The organism is Rhodococcus sp. BUPNP1, from assembly GCF_002215235.1.
Lineage (GTDB): Bacteria > Actinomycetota > Actinomycetes > Mycobacteriales > Mycobacteriaceae > Rhodococcus.
Map to the genome: position 1 here is coordinate 25,078 of NZ_NERM01000023.1, position 24,214 is coordinate 49,291.

Annotated in this window: 19 protein-coding genes and 1 tRNA gene; 11 read left to right on the top strand and 9 right to left on the bottom strand. The window is 67.9% G+C overall.

Annotated elements, in window-relative coordinates:
* Window positions 1-82: 82 nt before the first annotated feature.
* From egtA to B9C99_RS20085, 5 genes are all read left to right on the top strand, one after another.
* Window positions 83-1,312, top strand: coding sequence for an ergothioneine biosynthesis glutamate--cysteine ligase EgtA (gene egtA, locus B9C99_RS20065; protein WP_172415021.1), 1,230 nt, complete (start codon window positions 83-85; stop codon window positions 1,310-1,312).
* The gene (gene egtB / locus B9C99_RS20070) at window positions 1,309-2,601 is read left to right on the top strand and encodes an ergothioneine biosynthesis protein EgtB (RefSeq protein ID WP_088899093.1); all 1,293 of its coding nucleotides are present in this window, start codon (window positions 1,309-1,311) and stop codon (window positions 2,599-2,601) included. Before egtA ends, egtB begins: the two co-directional genes overlap by 4 nt.
* Entirely contained in the window at window positions 2,594-3,343 is a 750-nt protein-coding gene (gene egtC, locus B9C99_RS20075) for an ergothioneine biosynthesis protein EgtC (protein ID WP_088899094.1), read from the top strand. Before egtB ends, egtC begins: the two co-directional genes overlap by 8 nt.
* The gene (gene egtD / locus B9C99_RS20080) at window positions 3,340-4,296 is read left to right on the top strand and encodes an L-histidine N(alpha)-methyltransferase (RefSeq protein ID WP_088899095.1); all 957 of its coding nucleotides are present in this window, start codon (window positions 3,340-3,342) and stop codon (window positions 4,294-4,296) included. Before egtC ends, egtD begins: the two co-directional genes overlap by 4 nt.
* A gap of 64 nt (window positions 4,297-4,360) precedes the next feature.
* A complete protein-coding gene (locus tag B9C99_RS20085; protein WP_088899096.1) occupies window positions 4,361-5,587 on the top strand; it encodes an MFS transporter in 1,227 nt (408 codons plus the stop codon).
* Here B9C99_RS20085 and B9C99_RS20090 read toward each other — a convergent pair.
* The 6 genes from B9C99_RS20090 to B9C99_RS20115 form a co-directional block, all read right to left on the bottom strand.
* Complete coding sequence (locus B9C99_RS20090; protein WP_172415022.1) at window positions 5,556-8,198, bottom strand: LuxR C-terminal-related transcriptional regulator; 2,643 nt, start codon at window positions 8,196-8,198, stop codon at window positions 5,556-5,558. The two genes, B9C99_RS20085 and B9C99_RS20090, sit on opposite strands and share 32 nt — an antisense overlap.
* 222 nt (window positions 8,199-8,420) lie before the next feature.
* On the bottom strand, window positions 8,421-9,101 hold the full coding sequence (locus tag B9C99_RS20095) for a hypothetical protein (protein WP_088899098.1): 681 nt from the start codon (window positions 9,099-9,101) through the stop codon (window positions 8,421-8,423).
* 157 nt (window positions 9,102-9,258) lie between these two features.
* Window positions 9,259-9,888 carry a DUF2461 domain-containing protein gene (locus B9C99_RS20100; protein WP_088899099.1) on the bottom strand — a complete coding sequence of 210 codons (630 nt, stop codon included), beginning with the start codon at window positions 9,886-9,888 and terminating at the stop codon, window positions 9,259-9,261.
* Window positions 9,889-9,921: 33 nt separating this feature from the next.
* Window positions 9,922-10,899, bottom strand: a complete 978-nt coding sequence (locus B9C99_RS20105) for a ribose-phosphate diphosphokinase (RefSeq protein WP_016691467.1) — start codon at window positions 10,897-10,899, stop codon at window positions 9,922-9,924.
* Window positions 10,896-12,371 (bottom strand): bifunctional UDP-N-acetylglucosamine diphosphorylase/glucosamine-1-phosphate N-acetyltransferase GlmU, encoded by a 1,476-nt coding sequence (gene glmU / locus B9C99_RS20110; RefSeq protein ID WP_088899100.1) that lies wholly within the window; start codon window positions 12,369-12,371, stop codon window positions 10,896-10,898. The genes B9C99_RS20105 and glmU overlap by 4 nt, the downstream gene beginning before the upstream one ends.
* 79 nt (window positions 12,372-12,450) lie before the next feature.
* Window positions 12,451-12,522: transfer RNA gene (locus B9C99_RS20115), tRNA-Gln, on the bottom strand.
* A gap of 192 nt (window positions 12,523-12,714) precedes the next feature.
* On the opposite strand from B9C99_RS20115, the gene B9C99_RS20120 reads away from it, so the two are divergent.
* The 6 genes from B9C99_RS20120 to B9C99_RS20145 all read left to right on the top strand — a co-directional run bounded on the left by B9C99_RS20120 (window position 12,715) and on the right by B9C99_RS20145 (window position 19,445).
* Complete coding sequence (locus B9C99_RS20120; protein WP_172415033.1) at window positions 12,715-13,320, top strand: TetR/AcrR family transcriptional regulator; 606 nt, start codon at window positions 12,715-12,717, stop codon at window positions 13,318-13,320.
* An 83-nt stretch (window positions 13,321-13,403) separates the two neighbouring features.
* Window positions 13,404-14,045 (top strand): ScbR family autoregulator-binding transcription factor, encoded by a 642-nt coding sequence (locus tag B9C99_RS20125; protein ID WP_267499189.1) that lies wholly within the window; start codon window positions 13,404-13,406, stop codon window positions 14,043-14,045.
* On the top strand, window positions 14,042-14,371 hold the full coding sequence (locus B9C99_RS20130; RefSeq protein WP_088899102.1) for a helix-turn-helix domain-containing protein: 330 nt from the start codon (window positions 14,042-14,044) through the stop codon (window positions 14,369-14,371). The genes B9C99_RS20125 and B9C99_RS20130 overlap by 4 nt, the downstream gene beginning before the upstream one ends.
* A 66-nt stretch (window positions 14,372-14,437) precedes the next feature.
* Window positions 14,438-15,013, top strand: a complete 576-nt coding sequence (locus tag B9C99_RS20135) for a PIN domain-containing protein (RefSeq protein ID WP_088899123.1) — start codon at window positions 14,438-14,440, stop codon at window positions 15,011-15,013.
* A gap of 110 nt (window positions 15,014-15,123) precedes the next feature.
* Entirely contained in the window at window positions 15,124-18,777 is a 3,654-nt protein-coding gene (gene mfd / locus B9C99_RS20140; protein ID WP_172415023.1) for a transcription-repair coupling factor, read from the top strand.
* Complete coding sequence (locus B9C99_RS20145) at window positions 18,774-19,445, top strand: MazG family protein (protein WP_088899103.1); 672 nt, start codon at window positions 18,774-18,776, stop codon at window positions 19,443-19,445. Before mfd ends, B9C99_RS20145 begins: the two co-directional genes overlap by 4 nt.
* Here the strand turns inward: B9C99_RS20145 and B9C99_RS25640 are convergent.
* Genes B9C99_RS25640 through B9C99_RS20155 form a run of 3 tightly spaced genes read right to left on the bottom strand, consistent with a single transcriptional unit; the run spans window position 19,434 to window position 24,210 of the window.
* Window positions 19,434-22,136: an HAD family hydrolase gene (locus B9C99_RS25640; protein WP_143543573.1), complete on the bottom strand. Its 2,703-nt coding sequence runs from the start codon at window positions 22,134-22,136 to the stop codon at window positions 19,434-19,436. The genes B9C99_RS20145 and B9C99_RS25640 overlap by 12 nt on opposite strands.
* Entirely contained in the window at window positions 22,133-23,410 is a 1,278-nt protein-coding gene (locus B9C99_RS26370; protein ID WP_088899104.1) for a GNAT family N-acetyltransferase, read from the bottom strand. Before B9C99_RS26370 ends, B9C99_RS25640 begins: the two co-directional genes overlap by 4 nt.
* Window positions 23,320-24,210 carry a family 16 glycosylhydrolase gene (locus B9C99_RS20155; RefSeq protein ID WP_172415026.1) on the bottom strand — a complete coding sequence of 297 codons (891 nt, stop codon included), beginning with the start codon at window positions 24,208-24,210 and terminating at the stop codon, window positions 23,320-23,322. The genes B9C99_RS26370 and B9C99_RS20155 overlap by 91 nt, the downstream gene beginning before the upstream one ends.
* Between the last annotated feature and the right edge of the window lie 4 nt (window positions 24,211-24,214).

Sequence of the window (24,214 nt, forward strand, 5' to 3'; positions counted from 1 at the left end):
CCGGTGCGTTATCCGCGCGTCGTGTCCCCGGGCGGGTTAGTCTCGACCGCAGACCTGGCGCACCGGCCGAGGGGGTGGACGAATGGCAATGGCAGTCGATGCCTCGGCCTCCCGTGCCCGTAAGGAACTCGGCTCCCGAGCAGCAGCGGAGGATCACGTCCGCAGCAGGGCGTTCCGGCTGGGAATTCCCAGGTTGATCGGGGTCGAACTCGAATGGCTCACCGCGCGGGCCGACGGCACCGAATCGCGTCCCGAACTCACGACGCTCGTCGAGGCCCTCGGGCCCCACGCGCCGCGCACGGTGGCGCCGTCGTCGTCCGCCCGTCCCCTGCCGTCGGGCAGTGCGGTCAGCGTCGAGCCGGGTGGTCAGGTCGAGCTGTCGAGCGTGCCGTGCACCTCGGCGCGGCAGGTGTGCGATCGACTCACGGCCGACCTCCGCATGCTCCGGGCGTTGCTGGCCCGCCGGTCGGTGATCATGCTCGACCGCGCCGCCGACGAGGTGCGGCCTCCCCACCGTCTGCTGCGCACCCCGCGCTACGGGGCGATGGAACTCCGCTACGACCGCATCGGCCCGATGGGCCGGCTCATGATGAACAGCACTGCGTCGGTGCAGGTTTCCGTCGACGCGGGACGCGACGAGGCGGAGATCGTGCAGCGCTGGGAGCTGCTCCACGCCATCGGCCCGGCGATGATCGCGGCCTTCGCGTGCTCGCCCCGGCTGCGGGGCGCTCCGGAGGGCGACTGGGCGTCGCAGCGGATGCGCACGTGGCTCGAACTCGATCCCGCTCTCGGTCACGTCGACCATCCCGCCGACTACCCCGCGTGGGTGCTCGACGCACCGCTGACCTGCGTGCGTTCGGAGCTGCCCGAGTGGTACGCACCGCCCGGCGCGACCTTCGCGGCGTGGCTCGCGGGCGAGCTCGACGCCGACATCCGTCGTCGACCCACCGTCGACGACCTCGATTACCACATGACGACGCTGTTCCCGCCCGTTCGGCCGTGCGGGCACCTCGAGGTGCGCTATCTCGATGCGCAACCGGCCGAGTCGTGGCAGGTGCCCGTCGCGGCCCTCGAAGCGTTGCTGTCGGCACCCGAGGTCTCCGTGGAGGCGTGCGCGATCGCCGCCCCGGTGCGCGACCAGTGGGCCGAGGCGGCCCGCGTCGGTCTCGCATCGCTCGAATTGCGTGCTGCCGCAGCGGGTCTGCTCTCGCTTGCAGCGGAGTCCTCCCGCGACATGCGGTTCACCGCGGCGCTCGACGCGGCCGCGGCACGGTGCCTGCGCGGACTGGCGCCGGGTGAGGAGGCGCGGTGACACCTGCTCGTGTTGCGCTCAGGCGTCACCTCGAGCGGGCTCGTGCCCGTACCGAGGTACTCACCTCCGTGCCGGAACAGGATCTCACCGCACAACATTCGCCGTTGATGAGCCCGTTGGTGTGGGATCTCGCGCACATCGCCAACCAGGAGGAGCGCTGGCTCGTGCGGGTCGCGGGCCGGCGCCCTGCGGTCCGCGGCGACATCGACGATCTCTACGACGCGTTCCGGCATCCCCGCGCGACCCGCACGGGGCTGCCGCTGCTCGACCCCGACGCCGCCCGCGGTTACGCGCGTGCCGTCCGCGATCTCACCTGGGACGTGCTCGAGCACAGTGCATTCGACGACGAGCTGACCCGCGAGGGCTTCGTCTTCGCGATGGTCGCACAACACGAACAGCAGCACGACGAGACGATGCTCGCGACTCACCAACTGCGGCAGGGGCCGCCGCTGCTCGACGCGCCGGACGCGCCGCGCACCGGAACCGTCCGCGACACCGAACGCGTCCGGATCCCCGCCGGCGCATTCGAGATGGGCACGTCCACCGATCCGTGGGCCCTCGACAACGAACGTCCGGCGCACGTCGTCGAGGTGCCGGAGTTCGAGCTCGACGCGGTGCCCGTCACCAACCGTCGATACCTCGAGTTCGTCGAGGACGGTGGCTACGAGCGGCCCGAACTGTGGAGCGAGGTCGGTTGGCGGCATCGCCTCGACGCCGGTCTCGAGGCCCCGCAATTCTGGAGTCGCGACGAAACCGGATGGAACCGAACGGCCTTCGGTCGCACCGCGCCGCTGCACCCGGACGAGCCGGTCGTGCACGTGTGCTTCCACGAAGCCGAGGCGTTCGCCTGCTGGGCCGGTGGACGTCTTCCGACCGAGGCCGAATGGGAGAAGGCGGCACGCTGGGATCCGGCCACCGGAGCAAGCCGCCGATTCCCGTGGGGCGACGAGGATCCCGGCCCCGACCACGCCAATCTCGGTCAGCGTCATCTCGGTCCCGCCGTCGTCGGCGCGTATCCGCAGGGAGCGTCACCGCTCGGAGTGCACCAGCTGATCGGCGACGTGTGGGAGTGGACGTCCACCCCGTTCACCGGTTATCCGGGCTTCCGCGCGTTCCCGTACCGCGAGTACTCGGAGGTCTTCTTCGGCGACGGACACCGGGTGCTGCGCGGAGGCTCCTTCGGAACCGACGAGGTCGCGTGCCGCGGAACCTTCCGCAACTGGGATCTGCCCATCCGCCGCCAGATCTTCTCCGGGCTCCGCGTCGCGTACGGGACGGGCGATGTGTAGACATCTGGCGTACATCGGACCGGAGACGAACGTCGCCGCACTGTTGTCCACCGGAACCAATTCACTGCTCCGCCAGTCGTGGGCGCCCACCGACATGCGTGGGGGAGGCACGATCAACGCCGACGGTTTCGGTGTCGGATGGTGGAGTGCCGAGGGCACCTTCGGACGCTACCGGTCGGCGTTGCCGATCTGGTCCGATTCCTTCGTCGGTGAAGGCCTGACGTCGATACGGTCGCGCACCGTGGTCGCCGCGACCCGCTCGGCCACCGAGGGGATGCCCGTCGAACGATCGGCGTCCGCACCCTTCTCCGACGACCGGTGGGCGTTCAGCCTCAACGGTGTCGTCCGGGGCTGGCCGGGATCGCTCGTCACGCTCGCCGCCGCGCTGCCCGTCGCCGAACTGCTGCGGCTCGAATCGCCCACCGACGCCGCCACGCTGTGGCTCCTGCTCCAATCGCGGCTGCGCTCGGCCGATCCCGAACCGGCACTGATCTCACTCGTCCACGACGTGCTGGAACTCGCACCGGACTCACGGCTGAACATGTTGCTGTGCAACGAATCCGGGATCTGGGCCACCGCCTGGTACCACTCGCTGTGGACGTTCGTCGACGAGCAGGTCGCGATCGTGGCGTCCGAACCGTTCGACGACGACAGTCGCTGGAAACCCGTACCCGACCGGCATCTCGTCGCTGCGATGCCGGGCAAACTCATCGTCTCACCACTGGAGGTCGGCTCACCGTGATCGTCGACGTGCATCTGCGCCCCGAGGACCTCGACGCCAAACTGCGCGAGGACGCACGGCGCGGACTCACGTCCGATCCCAAGTACCTGTCACCGACCTGGCTGTACGACGCGCGCGGCAGCGAACTGTTCGACGAGATCACGCGGCTGCCCGAGTACTACCCGACGCGCACCGAGTTCACCCTGCTGCGACAGCACGCCGCCGACTTCGCCGACGCCGCCCGCCCCGAGATGCTCGTCGAACTCGGCTCCGGGTCGTCGGAGAAGACGCACGTGCTGCTCGACGCCCTCGAACCGTATCTCCACACCTATGTGCCGCAGGACGTCTCCGAACCGGCGTTGCGGTCGGCCGTCACCAGACTGGCGGCGGAGTATCCGAACCTGACGGTGCACGGGGTGGTCGGCGATTTCACCGATTCGCTCGCGCATCTTCCTGCCGGCGGGAAACGCGCGATCGCGTTCCTCGGCGGCACGATCGGCAACCTCGTCCCGAGCGAGCGCGCACAGTTCCTTGCCGGGACGGCCGCGATCCTCGACCCCGGCGAGTGGTTGCTGCTCGGCGCCGGGCTCGTCATCGACCGCGACACCCTGATCGCCGCCTACGACGACGCGGCGGGGGTGACGGCGGAGTTCGACCGGAACGTCCTGCGGGTGCTCAACGCCCGGCTCGGCGCCGACTTCGATCCCGCCCGGTTCGTGCATCGTGCCGTCTGGGACCCGGAGAACGAGTGGATCGAGATGCGCCTCGAGGCGACCGAGGCGATGGACGTGAGTATCCCGGGCCTCGATCTGCAGATCACCCTCGCCGAGGGGGAGCAGATCCGGACCGAGATCTCCGCGAAGTTCCGCCTCGTCGGTATCTCGCAGGAACTCGCCGACGCGGGATTCGTCGTCCGGCACGAATGGGTGGATCCGGACGGACGGTTCGTCCTGCTCGCCGCGTCCCGGGAGTAGCCCTCGACAGGCGGCCGACGAGGCGATTCGACTTCCGCCGCGCCCACACGGGACGCTGGAGGACATGACGTCCTCCCGTGCCGTCCTGACGACCCCGGTCCTGGTGCTCATGGCCGTGGCGACGGGTCTGTGTGTGGGCGGCAACTATTTCAACCAGCCGCTGCTCGACTCCATCGCCGAAGCGCTGGACACCTCCCGATCGGCCGCCGCTTCCACTGTGACGGTCGCACAGGTCGCCTACGCTCTCGGCCTGCTGTTCCTCGTGCCGCTCGGCGACATGTTCCCGCAGCGGCGACTGGCGGTGATGCTCATGCTGGCCGCGGCGGCGGGTCAGGGGCTGAGCGGTTTCGCACCGAACATCGGGGTGCTCGTGGTGGGCACCGCGATCGCCGGTCTGTTCTCGGTGGCCGCGCAGGTACTGGTGCCGTTCGCAGCGACCCTCGCGACGCCGGAATCGAGGGGTCGCGCGGTCGGTACCGTGATGAGCGGCCTGCTCGTCGGGATCCTCGTGGCCCGGAGCGTCGCGGGCATCCTCGCCGAACTCGGCGACAGCTGGACGACGGTCTACCAGGTGAGCACGGTCGCCATGGTGATCGTGGCCCTCGCGTTGTGGCGGGTGCTGCCGGCGACGCCACCGGTGGTCCGTCAGGGTTACGGCAGCATCCTGCGATCCCTCGGGACGTTGATCGTCACGCATCCCCGCCTGCGGACCAGGACGCTGCTCGGCGGACTGGGTTTCGCGTCGGTGGGTGCGCTGTTCTCGACGATGGCGTTCCTGCTGTCCGACCCGCCGTTCGGCCTCGACGACCTGCAGATCGGCCTCGTGGGGCTGGCCGGGGTGGCCGGTGCGTTCGCCGCGACCGCGGCGGGCCGGCTCGTCGACCGCGGCTACGGACCGCCGACTACGGCGGTGGGGGTGTTCACGCTGATCGCGTCGTGGGCGGCGCTCGCGGCGGGCGGGAGTTCGCTGGTGTGGTTCGTCGTCGGGATGCTCGTCGTCGACCTCGCGCTCAATCTCGTGCACATCACCAACCAGAACATCGTGTACGCCCTCGACCCCGACGCCCGTTCGCGCGTCAATTCGGTCTACATGACGGGCTACTTCGTCGGTGCGGCATCCGGTTCGGCGCTCGGCACGATGGCGTGGAGCGCCGGTGGGTGGACCGCTGTGTGCGTGCTCGGTGTCGGACTGGCGGCGCTCGCGGGCGTCGTGTGGGCGCTCGATCTGCGGCTCGCCGCCCGGATGCGTGCGCGTTCGGCTACAGCGACCGGCGGACCGGCAACAGCCTGAGATCACGCGCCCGGCCGATCGCCTCCACCCGCGTGTGCACCCCGAGCTTGCGGTAGATGCTGCGCAACTGGGTCTTGATCGTGTTGTGCGAGACGAACAACTTCTTCGCGATGTCGGCGTGCGTCGATCCCAGCGCGAGCAACTCCAGCACGTCCGTCTCACGGCGGGACAGTTCGACGTGGGTGACGGGTTCGGTGAAGACGGACCCGATCGCTTCGTCCGGGCCGGTGGGACCGCCGAGTTCCGCGAGACGCCCGGCGACACCTTCGGCCAGAGTCGTGAAGGCGCGGCGGTTGCCGAGGGCCTCGGCGAGTGTGCAGGCCCGCTGCCAACTGCGGACCGCGGCGTCCTTCTCGTCGAGATCGAGATGGGCGCTCGCCTCGACGAGCAACGCCTCGAGATGTGCGCGCGGGAAGCCGCACTCCGTCCAGTGAACGCGCTTGAGCTTCTTGAGCGCGACGTCGGGATGGCCGGTGAACAGTTCGACGCGCGCATTCGTCACCACGAGTATCGGATGGTTCTGCGGCGCCTCCTCGGCGAGGGCGCGCGCGAGGTTGCCGTTGCCGAGCGCCAGATGCAGATCGATCTCGGCAGCCCCGAGCAGGATGCGGGAGAACGCGCCGCGGGCGAACAGGTCGTGGTGCGAGGCGATGAGCCGGTGGAGTTCGGTGAGTCCGTCGTAGGCGTTGCCCGTCACCAGGTTGTAGTAGGCCCGGCCGTAGGCGACGAATCCCCAGAGTTCCTCCGAGACCCGCGGGACGCCGAGCTCGTCGAGATATCCGACGGCACGGTCGAGCTCGAGCGAGTCGAGGTGGACGAGCGTGGACGCCACCCGGCCGCCCACCTTGACCATCTCGCCCCAGCGGCCCTCGGTGGGCTCGGCGTTGCTCTCGGTGCGCAGCCATTCCCGGGCGCGCGGATTGTCGCCGGTCACCGCCCAGTTCAGCGCCGAGCTGCCTGCGGCGTTCTGGATGACGAAGGCGATGTTCGCGGCGTAGGCACCGCGGTAGGCGCGGCGGAAGACGGTGGTGGACTCGGTCAGATATCCGGCGAGCTGGAGCGTGATCGCCCACTGCACGCGCAGCAGCGGAAGCTGCGGGCCGAGATCGTCGGGCCGGTGTTCGAGGATCGAATGGACCAGCGGACGTAACAGCAGCGTCAACCGCGCGGCCTCACCGAACTCGCCCGAGACCCGCAGGGTCAGGGTCTGCACCGTCGCGACGTAGACGGCCTGCGCGGCGCCGGGCGTCTTCCCGAGCTCGGCGAGTTCGTCGGGATCCGTGGGCAGGGAGGCGTGCAGGATCGAATGTTCGTCGAGCATCTGTGTGAACAGCGCGCGACCGGCCTGGACCGACGGATGGTCGCCGAGTTCCTGGTCGGGGATCTGCCGGAGCACCTTGACGAGAACGTCGAAGGAACTGTCGACCATGCGCGCCCAGGATTCCTCGACGATCGCCACGGCGGTCTGCCAGTCGCCGGCCTCGACGGCATAGATCGACGCCTCGGCGGGCTTGCCGGCGTCGCGGTGCGCCCGGGCCAGTTCGACGAGCAGTGCGTCGACCCGTCCGGGGTGTTCCCGGCGGGAGATGTCGAGCACACAGGAGCGGACGGCGTCGGGCCACCGCCACGTCCGGGGATCGTCGAAGGGCGAATCCATCACGAGGCCTGCGGCGGCGAGTGTCGCCAGTGCTCGTGAGGCGGCGAGTGTCGCCGGTGCTCCTGAGGCGGCAGGTGTCGCCGGTGCATCCGAGGCATCTTCCGCGCCCGTCAGTTCGGCCGCCCGGTGGGCGGTGACACTGTGGGCCGCGGCGACGGAGAACGCGAACTCGCGGTGCGCGTCGTCGAGTTCGTCGAGCCGGTACTCCACATACGTCCGCACGAGGCGGGCCAAGGCAGGAGTCGGCAGTCCCCGGGAGTCGATCAGGCGCTGGGGCCGGCTCCGGGCCACGACCGCGGCCGCCGAGACGAGGGTCGGCACGCCACCGAGTGCACGGCACACGACCTCGCATTCGCTGTCGGAGCGCTCCGGTCCGGCGTCGCGCAACAGCGTCGTCGTCTCCTCGACGGTGAACGCGAGATCGGCGGCCGGGACGTACGTGGAGTCGATTCCCCGGAGGACGACCTCGGTCATGTCGGTGCTGTTTCCCGGCAGGCAGACGATCGCATCGAGCCGCGGGCAGCGATCGAGCAGCCGGAGGGTCCCTTCGAGCACGTCGGCCGAGTTCTCCGGCGACACACAGGCGAGCACGAGCAGGCAGAGTGAGCCCAGATCGCGGAAGGTACGGACCACGCGTTCGAACGGGGACTCGTCGGAACCCTCGGTGGCGACGTCGACGGCCGGGTGGTCGGCGAGGACCTCGAGCACACGCTCGGACAGGTCGCCGTCGCCGGACGCGGTGAGTTCGGGAATCCAGACGATCGTGTGGTCGGGTGCGCCGCCCTGATGAAGCCATCCCGCGACGAGTGTCCGCTTGCCGAAGCCCGGGGGAGCGTCGATCACCGTCAGCGTGGAGCACCGGTCGAGACACGCGAACAGTCGGGGTCGCGCCAGGGCCGAGGACAACGATCGCCACGCGGGTGCACCGACGCGAGGGGAGTCGGAAACACTCACGCGCACTCCTTCGGACAGGCTTCGGCCCGGATCCGCGCAGGCGAGAACGCCCGAGCAGCGCCCCCCGACAGGCCCTTGGTCGATCACAGACTACCCGGTCCGTTGTCGTGAGGTGGGGTAACGACACCTACTGTGACGTGCGGTAACGACCGCAGCCCCGCACCCGGATCGTCGAGCGGACTCGACGGAGCGGGGCGGGGCTGCGGTGGTGTGGTCCGGCGACTAGCTGCCGGATGCGCTCAGACGTGCCTTCTCGAGTGCGGCGAGGGTGCGCAGGATCGTCGCCTTCTGCTTCTCCAGATCGCTGCGGCGGGCGCGGGCGGCGAGACCGCTCTGCTCGGCCACGAGGGCGAGCTGCGCGTCGATCGCGGAGAGCTGATCGAGCAGCGCGAGGGCGCGGGTCTGGATCTCCTCGACGTCCACGGCGCCCGTCCGGACCGGAGCCGCGTTCTTCGCCGGTTTGGGCGAGGAGGACGAGGACGAGCTTCGGGATGCGGAGGACGGACGCGAGGTCTGCGCGGAGGAACCGGTGTGACTCTCGGTGATCGCGGCGGCGCGGGGACGCAGCGCCTTGCGCACGAGTGCCGGGTCGGGCTGCTCGGCGAGACGGATGTCGTTGAGGGCGCGGCGGGCCTCGCGGGCGGCGAGGCGGTGCTCGTACTCCTCCTCGTCGTCGGACTGCAGGGTGCCGCCGATGGGGCGCAGGCCGTACATGCCCATGAACTTGCGGGCCTCGTCGATGACGGCTTCGTGCTTACGGCATGTGGCACAGCGAGGTTCGTTGCGGAAGACCTCGACCGAGTCGGTGTCACCACACCAGACGCACGCACCCGGCGACCATCGTCGGACCGTTCGGATTGTCGCGTTTTCCGTAGGGGCTTCGAGAGTTTGCGCGTCGGTCACGAGGTGCCACTTTAGGTGAAAGCCGAGTTACGCAGGGGAGGGGGGTCTCGCACGACCTGCGACGATTTCGCGCGGCGTGACGAAGATCATTCCCCTCCCGGCGCGTCCTTCAAACCATTGCGCCACACAGCATTTCCATACCACCCGGTCTGCCGGATCACGTTGCGGTGGCAGCGGTGAGCCAGCGCACCAGCGGCCGGAACTCGCGCCACGCCGAACGCACCTCCTCGAGGGTGCGCGGACTGTCGATCCACGGCGGGGAGATCTCCGTCCGGCCGGCCCACAGCGACCGGTGACGCATGAGTTCGATGCGGGGATGATCGGCGTCCACGCCGCGCGGCCGGGACTTCAACCGGTCGCCACCGATCTCGTATCCCGCGCGCTCGAGCTTGCGCACGATCCTCCCGAGTCCGGGGCCGCGACGGTCGTGATCGACCCCGGCTCGGTATCCGGCGATCTGGTCGGACGAGCCGTGGAACAGGCCCGCGGCGACCCGCAGCCCCGCGGCGTTGATCTCGACGTAGTAACCGACGCTCTGCGCGACGGAGACGAATCCGCCCTGATGGGTCTTGTACGGCAGCTTGTCCTTGCTGAACCGCACGTCGCGGTACGGACGGAAGGCCTTGCCCTCCCCGAACTCCTCCTCGAGTTCCGCGAGCAGGGCAAGCATCGGGCCGCGCACGCAGTCGTCGTAGACGGCCTTGTGCGCGGCCCAGAATGCTTTGCTGTTGTCGGCCTCGAGATCGTCGTAGAAGTCGAGGGCCGCGACGGGAAATCCGGTGAACACCCGGACAAGTCTGCCCCGTCGTCGAGCGGAAGGTCAGGCGACCCCGTTGAACAGCGAGGTGACCGAGCCGTTCTCGAAGACCTCGCGGATCGTCTGCGCGAGCAGCGGAGCGATCGACAGCACGGTGAGGCAGTCGAACTGCTTCTCCGGCGGGATCGGCAGCGTGTTGGTGACGATGACCTCCTTGGCGCCGCACGAAGCGAGGCGCTCGGCGGCCGGATCGGAGAGCACACCGTGGGTGGCGGCGATGATGACGTCGCCCGCGCCGGCCTCCTTGAGGATCTTCACAGCGCCGGCGATGGTGCCGCCGGTGTCGATCATGTCGTCGATCAGGATGCAGGTGCGGCCGTCGACGTCACCGACCACGCGGTTCGACTTGACCTGGTTGGGCACCAGCGGGTCGCGGGTCTTGTGGATGAACGCCAGCGGCGCGCCACCGAGGGTGTCGGCCCACTTCTCGGCGACACGCACACGACCGGAGTCGGGGGAGACCACGGCGATGTTCTCGACGCCGTACTTGCCGCGGATGTACTCGGCGAGCTGGCCCTGGGCGTGCATGTGGTCGACCGGACCGTCGAAGAAGCCCTGGATCTGATCGGTGTGCAGGTCGACCGTGATGATGCGGTCGGCGCCGGCGGTCTTGAGCAGATCGGCGATCAGGCGGGCGGAGATGGGCTCGCGGCCGCGGTGCTTCTTGTCCTGACGGGCGTAGGGGTAGAACGGCAGGATCGCGGTGATGCGCTTGGCCGAACCACGCTTGAGCGCATCGATCATGATGAGCTGCTCCATGACCCACTGGTTCAGCGGGAACGGATGGCTCTGCAGCACGAAGGCGTCCGAACCGCGCACCGACTCCTCGAAACGCACGAACGTCTCACCGTTCGCGAAGTCCCGTGCAGTCTGCGGGGTGAGGGGGACGCCCAGTTCCTTCGCGACCTGCTCCGCCAGCTCGGGATGGGCCCGGCCGGAGAAGAGCATCAAGTTCTTCTGGTTGTCGATCCAATTGGTCACTGGTTCTGGCCGTCCTTCTGGCGATCGTGGTCGTGCTGCTGCTGTGCTCTCGATGCTGCCTCGGCAGCGGGGGTACCGGCGCGATTTCGCTGGACCCACCCTTCAATATTGCGCTGTGGCGTACCCGACACCGCCAGCGCCCCCGGAGGAACGTCGCGACGGAGTACTGTTCCGGCGCCGGTGTAGGCGCCGTCGCCCACTGTGAGGGGAGCGACGAACATCGTGTCCGACCCGGTCCGGACGTGCGATCCGACGACCGTGCGGTACTTCGTCACCCCGTCGTAGTTGACGAACACGCTCGACGCTCCGATGTTGGAGTGCTCGCCGATCTCCGCGTCGCCGACATAGGTGAGGTGGGGGACCTTCGAATGCGCCCCGATCTGCGCGTTCTTCGTCTCGACGAAGGCGCCGAGCTTGCCGCACGCGCCGAGTTCGGTGCCGGGACGCAGATAGGTGAACGGGCCGACCGTGGCCTCCGCGCCGATCACCGCGTCGGAGCCGTGGGTGCGCACCACGGTGGCACCGGCGCCGACCTGCACGTCGGTCAGCGTCGTGTCGGGGCCGACCTCCGCGTCGTCGGCGATCACCGTGCGGCCGCGCAACTGCACACCCGGGTGGATGGTGACGTCGGTGCCGAGCACGACGTCGACGTCGATCCACGTCGAGGCCGGGTCGATCACCGTGACGCCCTCACGCATCCAGTGCTCGAGCAGGCGCCGGTTGAGTTCGGTGGTCAGTGCCGCGAGTTGGACGCGGTCGTTGACGCCGGAGACCTGCACGGCGTCGTCGGTGTGCACGCCGCGGACGGTGTGGCCCTCGCCGCGGGCGATCTTCACGACATCGGTCAGGTACAGCTCGCCCTGCGAGTTGTCGGCGCTCAGCTTGCCGAGAGCCGATCGCAGCGCGGTCGCGTCGAAGGCGTACACGCCCGTGTTGATCTCCCGGATCGCGCGCTGCGTCGGCGAGGCGTCCTTCTCCTCGACGATCCCGGCGACATCGCCGTCGGTGGTGCGTACGATGCGTCCGTAGCCGGTCGGCTCGGACACCGTCGTGGTGAGGACGGTGACGGCGGCCGGCTCGGCGTCGAGGTGCGCATCGAGCAGTTCCTGCAAGGTGTCGGGGCGGAGCAGCGGGACGTCGCCGGCGGTGACGACGACCGTGCCGTCGAAGTCGTCGGGGAGGGCACCGAGGCCGCACTCCACGGCGTGGCCGGTGCCGAGCTGTTCCTCCTGGACGGTCACCAGGATCTCGCGGTCGAGACCCGCGGCGACGGCGCTCACCTCGGCGGAGACCTCCTCGCGGCGGTGCCCGACGACGGTGACGAGATGGGCGGGTCCGAGTGCGGCGGCGGCGTACAGGGAGTGCGCGAGCATCGTGCGTCCACCGAGGGTGTGCAACACCTTCGGTGTCTTCGACCGCATCCTTGTTCCTGCTCCGGCTGCCAGCACGACGATCGCGGTCTGCACCTGCATGTAGCTCCCTCGACACGTTTCTGCACACTGGTCCGTGCGTGCACCGGGGAAGCGCTGAGGCTCCCCGGGACGGTTCCCGCTCCGCCGCCAGGACTCGAACCTGAACTATCTGAACCAAAATCAGAGGTGCTGCCGATTACACCACGGCGGACTGCCACACCCCCGCGGCGGAACCGGCGGGCGTGCGCCCCCGATCCTCGCACGAGACGGCGTCGACGTCGAACCTGGGGTGGCGCGATCGGGAATGGATAGGCTGTCGAACGTTCGAGTACGTCCCGCCGCCGAAGGAGGACCTGTGTCGCAGGCGTCGCAGAAGCGAACCGAGCGCACTCCGCGGATCCGGATGACGGGCACGCAGCGTCGGGAACAACTCATCGAGATCGGTCGCGCCCTGTTCGCCGAGCGCGGCTACGAGGGCACCTCCATAGAGGAGATAGCCCAGCGGGCGCAGGTCTCCAAGCCGGTCGTCTACGAGCACTTCGGCGGTAAGGAAGGCCTCTACGCGGTGGTCGTGGACCGCGAGATGACCGTTCTGATGTCGATGGTCACCGAGAGCCTCACCCGCAACCGGTCGAGGATCCGCGTCGAGCGGGCCGCGCTGGCACTGCTCACCTACATAGAGGAACGCACCGACGGTTTCCGCATCCTCGTGCGCGACTCGCCGATGTCCGCCGAGGAAGGCACCTATTCGAGCCTGCTCAACGAGGCGATGCGGCAGGTGGGGGAGCTGCTGACCGGTGACTTCTCCCGGCGGGGCCTCAACCCCGAATTCGCTCCGCTCTACGCCCAGGCGCTCGTCGGCATGGTCGCCACCACCGCCACGTGGTGGCTCGACCGCCGCACCCCGTCGAAGGAGGATGTGGCGGCCCACCTCGTGAACCTGTGCTGGAACGGCCTCATCGGTCTGGAAGCGGACCCCAAGCTCGGGGAACCCCCGGTTTCCGAATAGTCCTCTCGTTTTCGGGACCGTCTGCTCTCTACTTTCAGGTAAGTGGCGTTATCGTTGGGATACCCGTGAGAAGGCAGGCTGTGGTGGGACGACAAGTACGCGCAGAGGTGACACGCGAATCGGTGCTGCAGGGCGCAGCGACGATCTTCGTGCGCGACGGGTACGCGGACGCGAACCTGGGCGACATCATCGAGGAGGCCGGCGTCACCAAAGGTGCGCTGTACTTCCATTTCGGTTCGAAGGAAGAACTGGCGCGCGGGGTCATCGACTCCGGCTATCTCCGCTTCGAGGCCGCCGCCGAATCCAAGATGGACCGCCGTTCCCCGGCGCTCGAGACACTGATCGACCTGTCGGTCCTGCACGTCGACATGTCCGAGACCGATTCCGTGGTGCGGGCGATGTTCCGGCTGCTGGTCGAGATCGGCGACTACCAGGGCACCGAGCACCGGCCCTACGAGATCTGGCAGAACAACCTGCAGGAACTCGCGGCCCGGGCCGCCGAGGAGGGCGACCTCGTCGAGGACGTCGACGTCCACGCCGTCTCCCTGTTGCTGCTCGAGCAGGCGATGGGCGCCCGGATCATGGCGAACGCCCTCAAGGCGACCGAACGGCTCGCCGAACAGACGGGCGCGATGTGGCGGATGATCCTGCCCGCGCTGGTGCCGGCGAACAAGCTCGAATACTTCCGGCAGTTCGTGGAGCGCCGTCTGCGGCTGCAGTCGTGAGTTTCGGGCCGTTCTCCGCCGAGGAGGCCCCCGCGGCGCTGGCGGGTCTGCTCGACCGGTTCGGGCCCGACACCGCCGTGACGATCGGTGTCGTGCCGTCGTTGCTCACCATCGCCCAGGCCGCCGACGTCCTCGGCTGCTCCCGCCGACACGTCGCCCGCCTGGTCGACACGGGCGCACTCGCCGCCGACTTCCACGGCCTGCACCGGAGGGTGTCGCGCTCCGACGTCCTCGAACTCGCGAAGCAGCAGGCGGAGGTGGTCACGACGGTCCTCGACGGACTCGCCGACCTCACGCGGCGCGAAGGACTGTACGACCCGTTCTGACAGCATGACGCGGCCCGTCGCGGCAGCACGGTACGGTCCGTTCCGACGATTCGACGAAGGGTGACGATGCCGGTTCGAGTGGTGCTCGGTGCGACGGTCCTCGCCCGCCCCCGCCTGCGCGATGTGGCGCTCGCCCTCGCCGAAGACGGCCTCTACCAACCCTTCTGGAGCGACGGGATCATCGCGGAGGTGGACCGCCGACTGCCGCAGGATCTGCTGCGTCCCGCCCGCGACTTCCTCTTCGCCGAACTCGACCGCGCCTTCCCCGACGCCCGGGTCGTCTGGCCCACCGCCGTGCTCCGCGAGGTGCCGCACGTGACGGGACCGAGGGAGGCGCACGTGACGTCGGTGGCGTTGCTGTGCCACGCCGACGCCGTCGTCACCGCCGACCCCGAGCTCACCGGGGCGCTGGAACGGTCGGGTATCGAAGCGTGGACGCCCGACGCCTTCGTCACCTTCGCGCTCGACGCCGATCCCGCCCGCACCCGCGCGGCACTGCTGAGGATGGTGCGCCGCCGTTGGCTCGCCGACGACGACACCCGGCGCGAGGCGGGCGACGACGAACTGTTCGCAAAGCTGGCGGAGTGGGCGGCGCGCGAGCTCGGTGCCAGCAGTGCCGACCTTCTCGTCCCTACGCGGTGATCATCCTCGCGCCCCGGCGGTAGCGCCCGTCACGCCACGGCGCGGTGACGCCCGGGGAACAGCGGAATAGACTCGACAAGGTTCTCGTCCCACACTCAGGAGCGCCTTCCTTGTCTGCTGTGCCCCCGGCCGCTGTCCCACTGTCCGGATTGGCGCGGATCGCGCTGGCCGACGACAGACTGCGCAGGATCGGCGAGCTCGCCGGTTCCGCCGAACAGGAGATCGTCGCACCACCCGCCGCGCGGCCGTTCGTCGCGGCGGCGCTGGCCGAGAAGACACCTCTGCTCGTGGTCACCGCCACCGGACGCGAGGCCGACGATCTCACCGCCGAACTCACCGAGATGCTCGGCGAGGGCGTCACGCAGTTCCCCTCGTGGGAGACCCTGCCGCACGAGCGCCTGTCGCCGAGCGCCGACACGGTCGGCCGTCGCCTGCACGTCCTGCGTCGCCTCGCCCGTCCCGACGATCGCGATCTCGGGCCCGAACTGAAGGTCGTCGTCGCCACCGTGCGGTCGCTGGTGCAACCGATGGCCCCCGGACTCGGCGAGATCGACCCCGTCACGCTGCGGGTCGGCACCGAACACGACTTCGAGGAACTCGTCGAGCGGCTCGTCGAACTCGCGTACACCCGCGTCGACATGGTCGGCAAGCGCGGTGAGTTCGCGGTGCGCGGTGGCATCCTCGACGTCTTCCCGCCCACCGCCGACCATCCGGTCCGCGTCGAGTTCTGGGGCGACGAGGTCACCGAACTGCGCTGCTTCTCGGTCGCCGACCAGCGTTCGATCTCCGAGGTCGACGTGCCGGTGCTGGTCGCGCCGCCGTGCCGCGAACTGCTGCTCACCGACGAGGTCAAGGCCCGGGCCGCGCAGCTCGCCCAGGACAACCCGGCCGATGCGGCGCTCGTCGAGATGCTCGACAAGATGGCCGGCGGCATCCCCGTCGAGGGCATGGAAGCGCTGCTGCCGGTGCTGCAGCCCGGTGAGTTGCAGTTGCTCACCGACGTTCTGCCCGCCGGGACGCACGTGCTGATCTGCGATCCGGAGAAGGTCCGTACCCGCGCGAGCGATCTCGCCCGCACCGGGCAGGAGTTCCTCGAGGCGTCGTGGACCGCCGCCTCGATCGGTGGTGCGGCGCCGCTCGACACCTCGAACCTCAACGGCGTGGACGGCCGGAAGCTCGATCTCGGTGCGTCGGCCTACCGGTCGCTGCGCCAGGTGCGCGAGGCCGCGCAGGCCGCGGGCACACCGTGGTGGACGCTGAGCCCGCTCGCCTCCGGTGCCGACACCGAACTCGTCCTCGACGTGCAGCCGGCCCCCGAGGTCCGCGGCTCCGAGGACCTGCTGTCGATGCTGTTCGTGAACCTGCGCGCCCACGTCACCGCCGGGGGCCGCGCGGTGATCGTCGTCGCCGGTGCAGGCACCGGACAGCGGATCCTCGAGCGGCTGAAGGAGAACGAGGTCCCCGCCGCGAAGCTCGAACCGGGCACCGAGCCGGTGCGCGGGCAGGTCGGCGTCATGCGTGGCTGCCTGCACGAGGGCGTGGTCCTCCCCGGCAACGACGACAACGTGGTGCCGGGGCTGGTGGTCGTCACCGAGGCCGACCTCACCGGCAACCGCGTCGTCACCGAGGGCCGCAAGACTCCCGTCAAGCGTCGCAACCAGGTCGACCCGCTCGCCCTGAACGCCGGTGATTTCGTCGTCCACGACCAGCACGGCATCGGCAAGTTCGTCGAGATGGTCGAGCGGACCGTCGGTGGCGCCCGCCGCGAGTATCTCGTCATCGAGTACGCACCCGGCAAGCGTGGCCAGCCCGGCGACAAGCTGTTCGTGCCGATGGAACAGCTCGACCAGCTCTCCCGGTACGTCGGCGGCGAACTGCCGTCCGTCAGCAAGCTCGGTGGATCCGACTGGGCGAACACCAAGCGCAAGGCGCGCAAAGCGGTTCGCGAGATCGCCGGCGAACTCGTGCGGCTGTACGCGGCGCGGCAGGCCTCGCCCGGCCATGCCTTCGCGCCCGACTCGCCGTGGCAGAAGGAGATGGAGGACGCCTTCCCCTTCACCGAGACGCAGGACCAGCTCACGGTGATCTCCGAGGTCAAGGCCGACATGGAGAAGGCGGTGCCGATGGACCGCGTCGTGATCGGTGACGTCGGCTACGGCAAGACCGAGATCGCGGTGCGTGCGGCGTTCAAAGCGGTACAGGACGGCAAGCAGGTCGCGGTGCTCGTCCCCACGACCCTGCTCGCGCAGCAGCACCTGCAGACCTTCACCGAGCGGATGGCGGCCTTCCCCGTGACCGTGAAGGGACTGAGCCGGTTCACCGACGCGTCGGACTCGCGCGCGATCACCGAGGGCATGGCCGACGGCACCGTCGACATCGTCGTCGGCACCCACCGTCTGCTCCAGACCGGGATCCGCTGGAAGGACCTCGGTCTCGTGATCGTCGACGAGGAGCAGCGTTTCGGTGTCGAGCACAAGGAGCACATCAAGGCGCTGCGCACGCACGTCGACGTGCTCACGATGTCGGCCACACCGATCCCGCGAACCCTCGAGATGAGCATGGCCGGGATCCGCGAGATGTCGACCATCCTCACCCCGCCCGAGGAACGGCACCCGATCCTCACCTATGTGGGTGCCTACAACGACAAGCAGGTCGCCGCGGCGATCCGCCGGGAGTTGCTGCGCGACGGCCAGGTCTTCTACGTCCACAACCGGGTGAGCTCGATCGACAAGGCCGCCAAGCGACTCCGCGATCTCGTCCCCGAGGCACGGGTCGCGGTCGCGCACGGGCAGATGAACGAGGAGACGCTCGAGAAGACGGTCCAGGGCTTCTGGCAGCGCGAGTTCGACGTGCTGGTGTGCACGACGATCGTCGAGACCGGTCTCGACATCTCCAACGCCAACACGCTCATCGTCGAACGCGCGGATTCGCTCGGCCTGTCGCAGCTGCACCAGCTGCGCGGTCGCGTCGGGCGTTCGCGCGAGCGTGGCTACGCGTACTTCCTGTACCCGGCGGAGAAGCCGCTGACGGAGACCGCCTACGACCGGCTCGCCACGATCTCGCAGAACTCCGATCTCGGCGCAGGTATGGCCGTGGCCATGAAGGACCTCGAGATCCGCGGCGCCGGTAACGTTCTCGGCGCCGAGCAGTCCGGTCACGTCGCCGGCGTGGGCTTCGACCTGTACGTGCGGCTGGTCGGCGAGGCCGTCGAGGCGTACCGCGCCGCGGCCGACGGCCGCACGGTCACCACCGACGAAGCACCCAAGGAGGTGCGGATCGACCTTCCCGTCGACGCGCACATCCCGGCCGACTACGTCGCGTCCGACCGGCTGCGTCTCGAGGCGTACCGCAAACTCGCCGCCGCGAACGACGATGCCGCGATCGCCACGGTCGTCGACGAACTCGTCGACCGCTACGGTCCGCTGCCCGAGGAGGTCCAGCGGCTCGTGTCCGTCGGCCGGTTGCGGTTGCTGTGCCGCGAGTACGGCCTCGAGGAGGTCGCGGTCACCGGCACCCAGATCCGGATCTCGCCGATGGAGCTGCCCGACTCGAAGCAGATGCGGCTCAAGCGGTTGTATCCGGGCGCGCAGTACCGCGCGACCAGCGGTCTGGTGCAGCTGCCGATCCCGCGGACCGGCGGGGTCGGATCGGATCGGGTGCGCGACGTGGCGTTGCTGCAGTACATCGCCGACTTCCTGCTCGCCCTCGACGGCAAGCCGCAGGGTTCGGTGGATCTGAACAGCGCGGCGACGGTGAATGCATGACCGACTACACCGCTCTCGCCGAGGCGGCGGCCGTGATGGACAGACTGTGGTCGTTCGGGGGCTGGGAGGTCACCCAGACCCACGAGAGTCTGCGCCGCTATCTGATCGAGGAGACCTACGAGGTCCTCGACGCCGTCGAGTCGGGTGATCCGGACGAGCTCCGCGAAGAACTCGGCGACCTGCTGCTGCAGGTGCTGTTCCATTCCCGGATCGCCGAGGCGAACGGGCAGTTCACGGTCGACGACGTGGCGGCGACGCTCGTCGCCAAGCTGGCAGCGCGCAGCCCGCACCTGACCAACGGCCACACCGGTCCGCTCGACGTCGCCGAGCAGGAAGCGGCGTGGGAGGTCGCGAAGAAGGCGGAGAAGGCACGCGCGTCGTGCCTCGACGGGATCGCGATGGCGCAGCCGGCATTGGCATTGGCTCAGAAAGTGTACGAGCGTACGAGCCGTGCCGGATTCCCGGACGACCTCGTCCCAGAGGAGTTGCGCACCGTGGACGTGCTCGGAGGCACGGACGCCGAGGTCTCCCTCCGAAGCGCGGTGCTCGCATTCGCCCGGCGCGTTCGTGCCGTCGAGCGCCGGGCGATCGCCGCAGGCGTGTCGCCTGGCGGATTGTCCCCATCGATATGGCGAGAGTATTGGAGGGACGCTGCTTCACTCGAATGAGTTGCGGCGTATTCGTGCTTTCCGATAACGACGAGCGATTGCTGCAGCGAGACGCATCGTCCTGATAGGCAGTCCGTGAATTCCGTCCTCGCGCAGGGCGAGTACGGAGCACAGTAGTCTGCTTCGCGCCGACAGGGTGAGAGGAGCGCAATGCGGACACCCTCCCGGACGGTGGCCGAGTAGATCGCTGCAGGCGTCCGCGAAACCGGCCTGATAGGCGTGGGGGGTGATCGTAACCCCGGATCGATGAACCGTCTCGTCTGCATTGCGGGGGGCGCGACTCAGTCCGGCCATGGCGAGAACGCCCAGGTCCTCTCTCGAATCACCGACGGCCAGAGCGATTTCCTCATCGAGTCGGTGGGCCAACCATGAGAGACCCGACGATTTGTCCACTTCCTGAGGGACGAAATCGGTCTGGGATTGTCCCTGGATGGCACGGACCCTCCCGTCGGCGGCCGCCACGACTCCGGCTGCGACGACATCGGGAAGCGGTCCGCTGCGGGACCGAGCGCGGACGACGAAACGGAACCGGGGATCGATCCTTACGTCGTCGAGTCCTGCAATATGTGCGCGGACTCGTTCGAGCGCTGCCACCGCGCTGGTAGTACGTAGATCCGTCCATGTCTCCGTACGTGCGTCGTAGACCACAGCGCCGTACTCTGCGACAGCTCCGGCGAGTCCGAATCGCCGGCACCGGTCGATAGCGTCGCGCAGGCAGCGACCGGTGACGGGGACCGGTCGGTAGCCGTGGGCAGCGAGGGCGCGGACGGACAATGCGCCCAACGGGGTGGTGCAGGGGTAACCCAGGGGTGAGGTTTCGAGCACGCCGTCGAGGTCGACGGCGCACAACGGCCCACCGAGAACTCGGACGCCGTGATCGACCGGAGGGATGACTGTCGAAAGGTATTCGTGGACAGCGGATGCCGAACGGAATTCGATATCCTCTCGGCTCATGTCACCGGCGCGGCAAAGTCTCCACAGCGCTGTCAATTTGTACAACAACCACCGCTCCGGGTCGATCGCTTCCCCGGTGCGTTCGGTGTAACAGGTACGCAACAGCTCCTCGAACTCGTGGGCCGGAGACTCCACAGCTGCCCCGGCGAGATCGGAAACCGAGTCGTAACAGGTTATTTCGAGGTTGCTGAAGGAACTCTGATGGAATTGCACCTTGCGGATCGCACCGGAGCGGGGTGACCGACGCCAGTACTGCAGTTGTGTCTGTCCGTCCGGGATGCTGGGAGTGTCGGTGCGCAGCAGACCGCGAGTGACCCGATCGAGTAGGAGATATTGTCCGAACAGGTCGAATCTGCCGAACATTCCGCTCAGGACGCGGGCTGCCGCAGCAGCCGAGGTTCCGCGATCACGTAGAGAGCGGGTGGGGTCACGCAGAACGCGCAGAGCTCGACCGCGGTCGGCCACGTACTCGGCTATGGACTCGGCCAATTCGGGAAATTCTTCCGAGATTTCGGGACCCGAAACCCAGTCTCGGTAGAGAAGTCCATCCGACACTCCGTACACGTGAGGGAAGTGATTCTGTAGGGGTGCCGCCACTGCGACCGCGTGTCGTCCGAAGAAACCCAGTCCGGCACCTTCCACAATGATTTCCCGGCGACAACTGGATGATTCGGTGATGAATGTGACCGAGAAACGAGCGCGCACCCGGGCCCGGTTGTCCCCCGGAAGTCGTCGCGGGCCGGACGCAACCACCCTGTATTCGGGGCTGAGCATTTCGCGGAGGGTTGCCGCAAGTGCTGTTCGGGTCAATCTGCGGTGAACCGCCCAACGGTTCCACGGAAGGTAGACGCCTTCCCACCTTGCAAGAGCAGGGGGTGGCGTCTCCTCGGCGAGAGCAACGACGAGGACGATGCGGTGACGAGGGATCCCGAGCGCTTCGACAGCACGTGCGGTATCGGCGATGGAACCTCCAGTGACCGGCGGGTCATCGACTACGAGAATCGTTCCTCCCTCCCGGACGGTCGACCGTAGGATCTTTGCATCCGATCGTTCCCACGGCCGTCCAGGGCGGTAGGTCACCGTACTCACTTCGGGAGTGCCACGACGTTCGAGGGCAGCACCCAACAGAGGTGCCAGGTAATTTCCGGAGGTGCGCACTCCCACGACGCATACCTGCCGCGTCGCGGCCGGTCGCTCGTGAAACCTTCGCGCGAGTTCCACCATGTCATCGGGATGTTGATCGAAACTGCGGAAACAGGAGGGGATGCGCATGACGTCCGACTTCCGATTCGTCAAGGCATGCAGGGTGGGCTCGAGACTGTGGGGTAGCGAAGGGTGTCGACCTGTCGGATCGACGATCGTGCGGGCAAGTTCGAATGTGAGGTCACGCAGGGACATACGCAATCGGTGCAGATTCCTGTGGTGTGCGCCGACCATCACAGCGGATATCGTTCCCGCAGTCGCGTACGTTATCGAACCGGCGAGCCGAGCGTACATCGAATCGTCGCGTCGTAGAAGGGCAGCTGCGCGGTACAACTGGGCTGGATCGGGACGAATGGCGTCGTCGACGAGTTGAGTCGATCCCGCCGCGAGAAGGTAGGCGTCCAGCCAATGTCCCTCCCGGAGTGCCTGGCGCAACAACTCTGCGAGTTCCGATGCAGTGAACAACAGGTCGACCGGCGTGAGGGGTCGGCCTCCCTCACGGTTCGTCAGGAGTGGTGACAGGTCACAGGTCATGATCTTTGTCCGGTTCGACGATTGTGCAGCGCGAGCGACCCACGCTCGAGTTCGCGACGGAGTTCGACGAAGGCTCGTCCGAATTTGGAGAACGGCAATGTCTCCCAAGTGAACTCGGGAACATTATGGGCGGTTCCGCCGAACCGGCCCTTGACGTGTTCCAGTCCTGCGATTCCGCCTGCCTGTCCCATGTCGAACGACAGGCAACCTATACGACAGGCGTACTCGATGGCGTGTACCTGCAACTGTTCGTGTGTTCGTAACGAGCCCGTGAGTTCACGATCGCTGAAGGCTCGCCAACCCATTCCCACGGTGCCGTGATAGACGGCGTAAGCCGTAGCGACCGGGACGTCCCCGAGGTATGCCACCCAGATCCGGCTTCGATCGCCGAAGACTCGGGCCACGGTTTCGAAGCGTCGCAGAGGTTCGCGTCGTCGGCCCATCCATTCGGCAAGGAGTCGAGGAGTCTGCCGTTCGACGGCTCGACGGGCCAGCCATCGAAGGTAAACCTTGTAGAAATCCGAGACCAGACGCGGAGAATTACCGCTCCGTATGACCAGTCCGGCAGCCTCCGACTTTCTCTGCGCATTCCGGATGCCCGACCGAGCCTTGGACGAGAACCGCTGGGTCCAAACGGTCTCGAATCCACCCGTGAGGTCGAGAATGTACGTGGCGGGGACGACCACATCACACCGCTGCGGGATTCGAGAGCGACTTCGTGACCAAGTCTCCGACCAGAGGCGGGCAGTGGAGAAGTCCGGACGTACCAGCACCCGGATGCCAGGTATGACCGCGAGGTCGGGCAACACAGCTGAAAGGTCCGCGGAAGTCGCGCCGCCTGCCGCGAGGATGCCCCCGACAGACCACCCTCGCGGCATCGACGCATATGTGTCGAACCTGCTCGACACTCCGGGGACCGGACTCCGCCTCACCATCGGAACGACGATTCGGCGCCCGTTGCTCAAGTCGTACAGGCGGCTCGCGTCGGTCCAGCCTTCGGCATCGCAGGCGCAATCGAGCCATTCCGGGAGATGGGACGGTCCTGCCGACGGGTCCGCCCCCACAATCTCCCGCCATTGGTCGCGCGGTGCGGGAATCGTCACCCGTATCGTGTGAACAGATCCGGGGGCCGTCGTCCTCCGAGGAGATACGGAACGAAGTTCGGTTTCGATGATCGATCGGGTCACGGTTGGTCCTCCGCCCGGTAAACACGGATGTAATCGACGAGCATTCGAGCAGGAAACTCGGTGTCCGAATCGGGGGAGCCCGGCCATTCCCCTCCGACAGCAAGATTGAGCAGGAGGAAGAATGGGCGATCGAACACCCATCCCGAGTCCGCCTCGTCACGGGTGAGGGTCCTTGTGATCTCCCCGTCCACGTGCCACGATAGTTGGTCGGACGACCATTCGATACCGTATGTGTGCCAGTCGGTAACGGACTGGCCCTGTGGAAGGATGTGCTCGGCTCCGAAGTGCAGACCCGGTCCGTGGGCGTGCTGCTCGACTTCGTCGTCGCGCTTTCCGATGACCTCGACGACGTCGATCTCACCAGCCTCAGGGTGGCCGACCTCATCGAGATTCTCGCCCAGCAACCAGAATGCCGGCCACAGTCCGGTGCCGACCGGTAACTTCGCCCGGATGTCGAATCGCCCGTACTCCTGAGCGAATACAATGGTCTCGTCCTGCTTCCGTGTCGTCAGCTTCCCGCTCGTGAAGCGACAGCGGCCGTACCAACAACGGTGTCCATCGGAACCTGCACGCGCCTCGATGACGAGATGTCCTCGTCCGTCGAGGAACACATTGTCGCCGTCCGTGTAGTACTGTAATTCGTCGTTTCCCCAACCGGTTCCGCCGACATCCGGGATCCATACGTCCGGATTCGGTGCCCCAGGATTTCCGTCGAACTCGTCACCGAAGGTGGGGACCCATCCAGGGATCGACGGGGTCGTGGCCTGGACGTTCTCTCCTTCCCTCGGGGATGCGGTGGTAGGTCCGCACGCGGTAAGAACTGCAAGTACGGTGAGGATCTGTATCAGCCTCCACGACGGCCGGGTGCCGGAGCCGGAAATATGCACGATT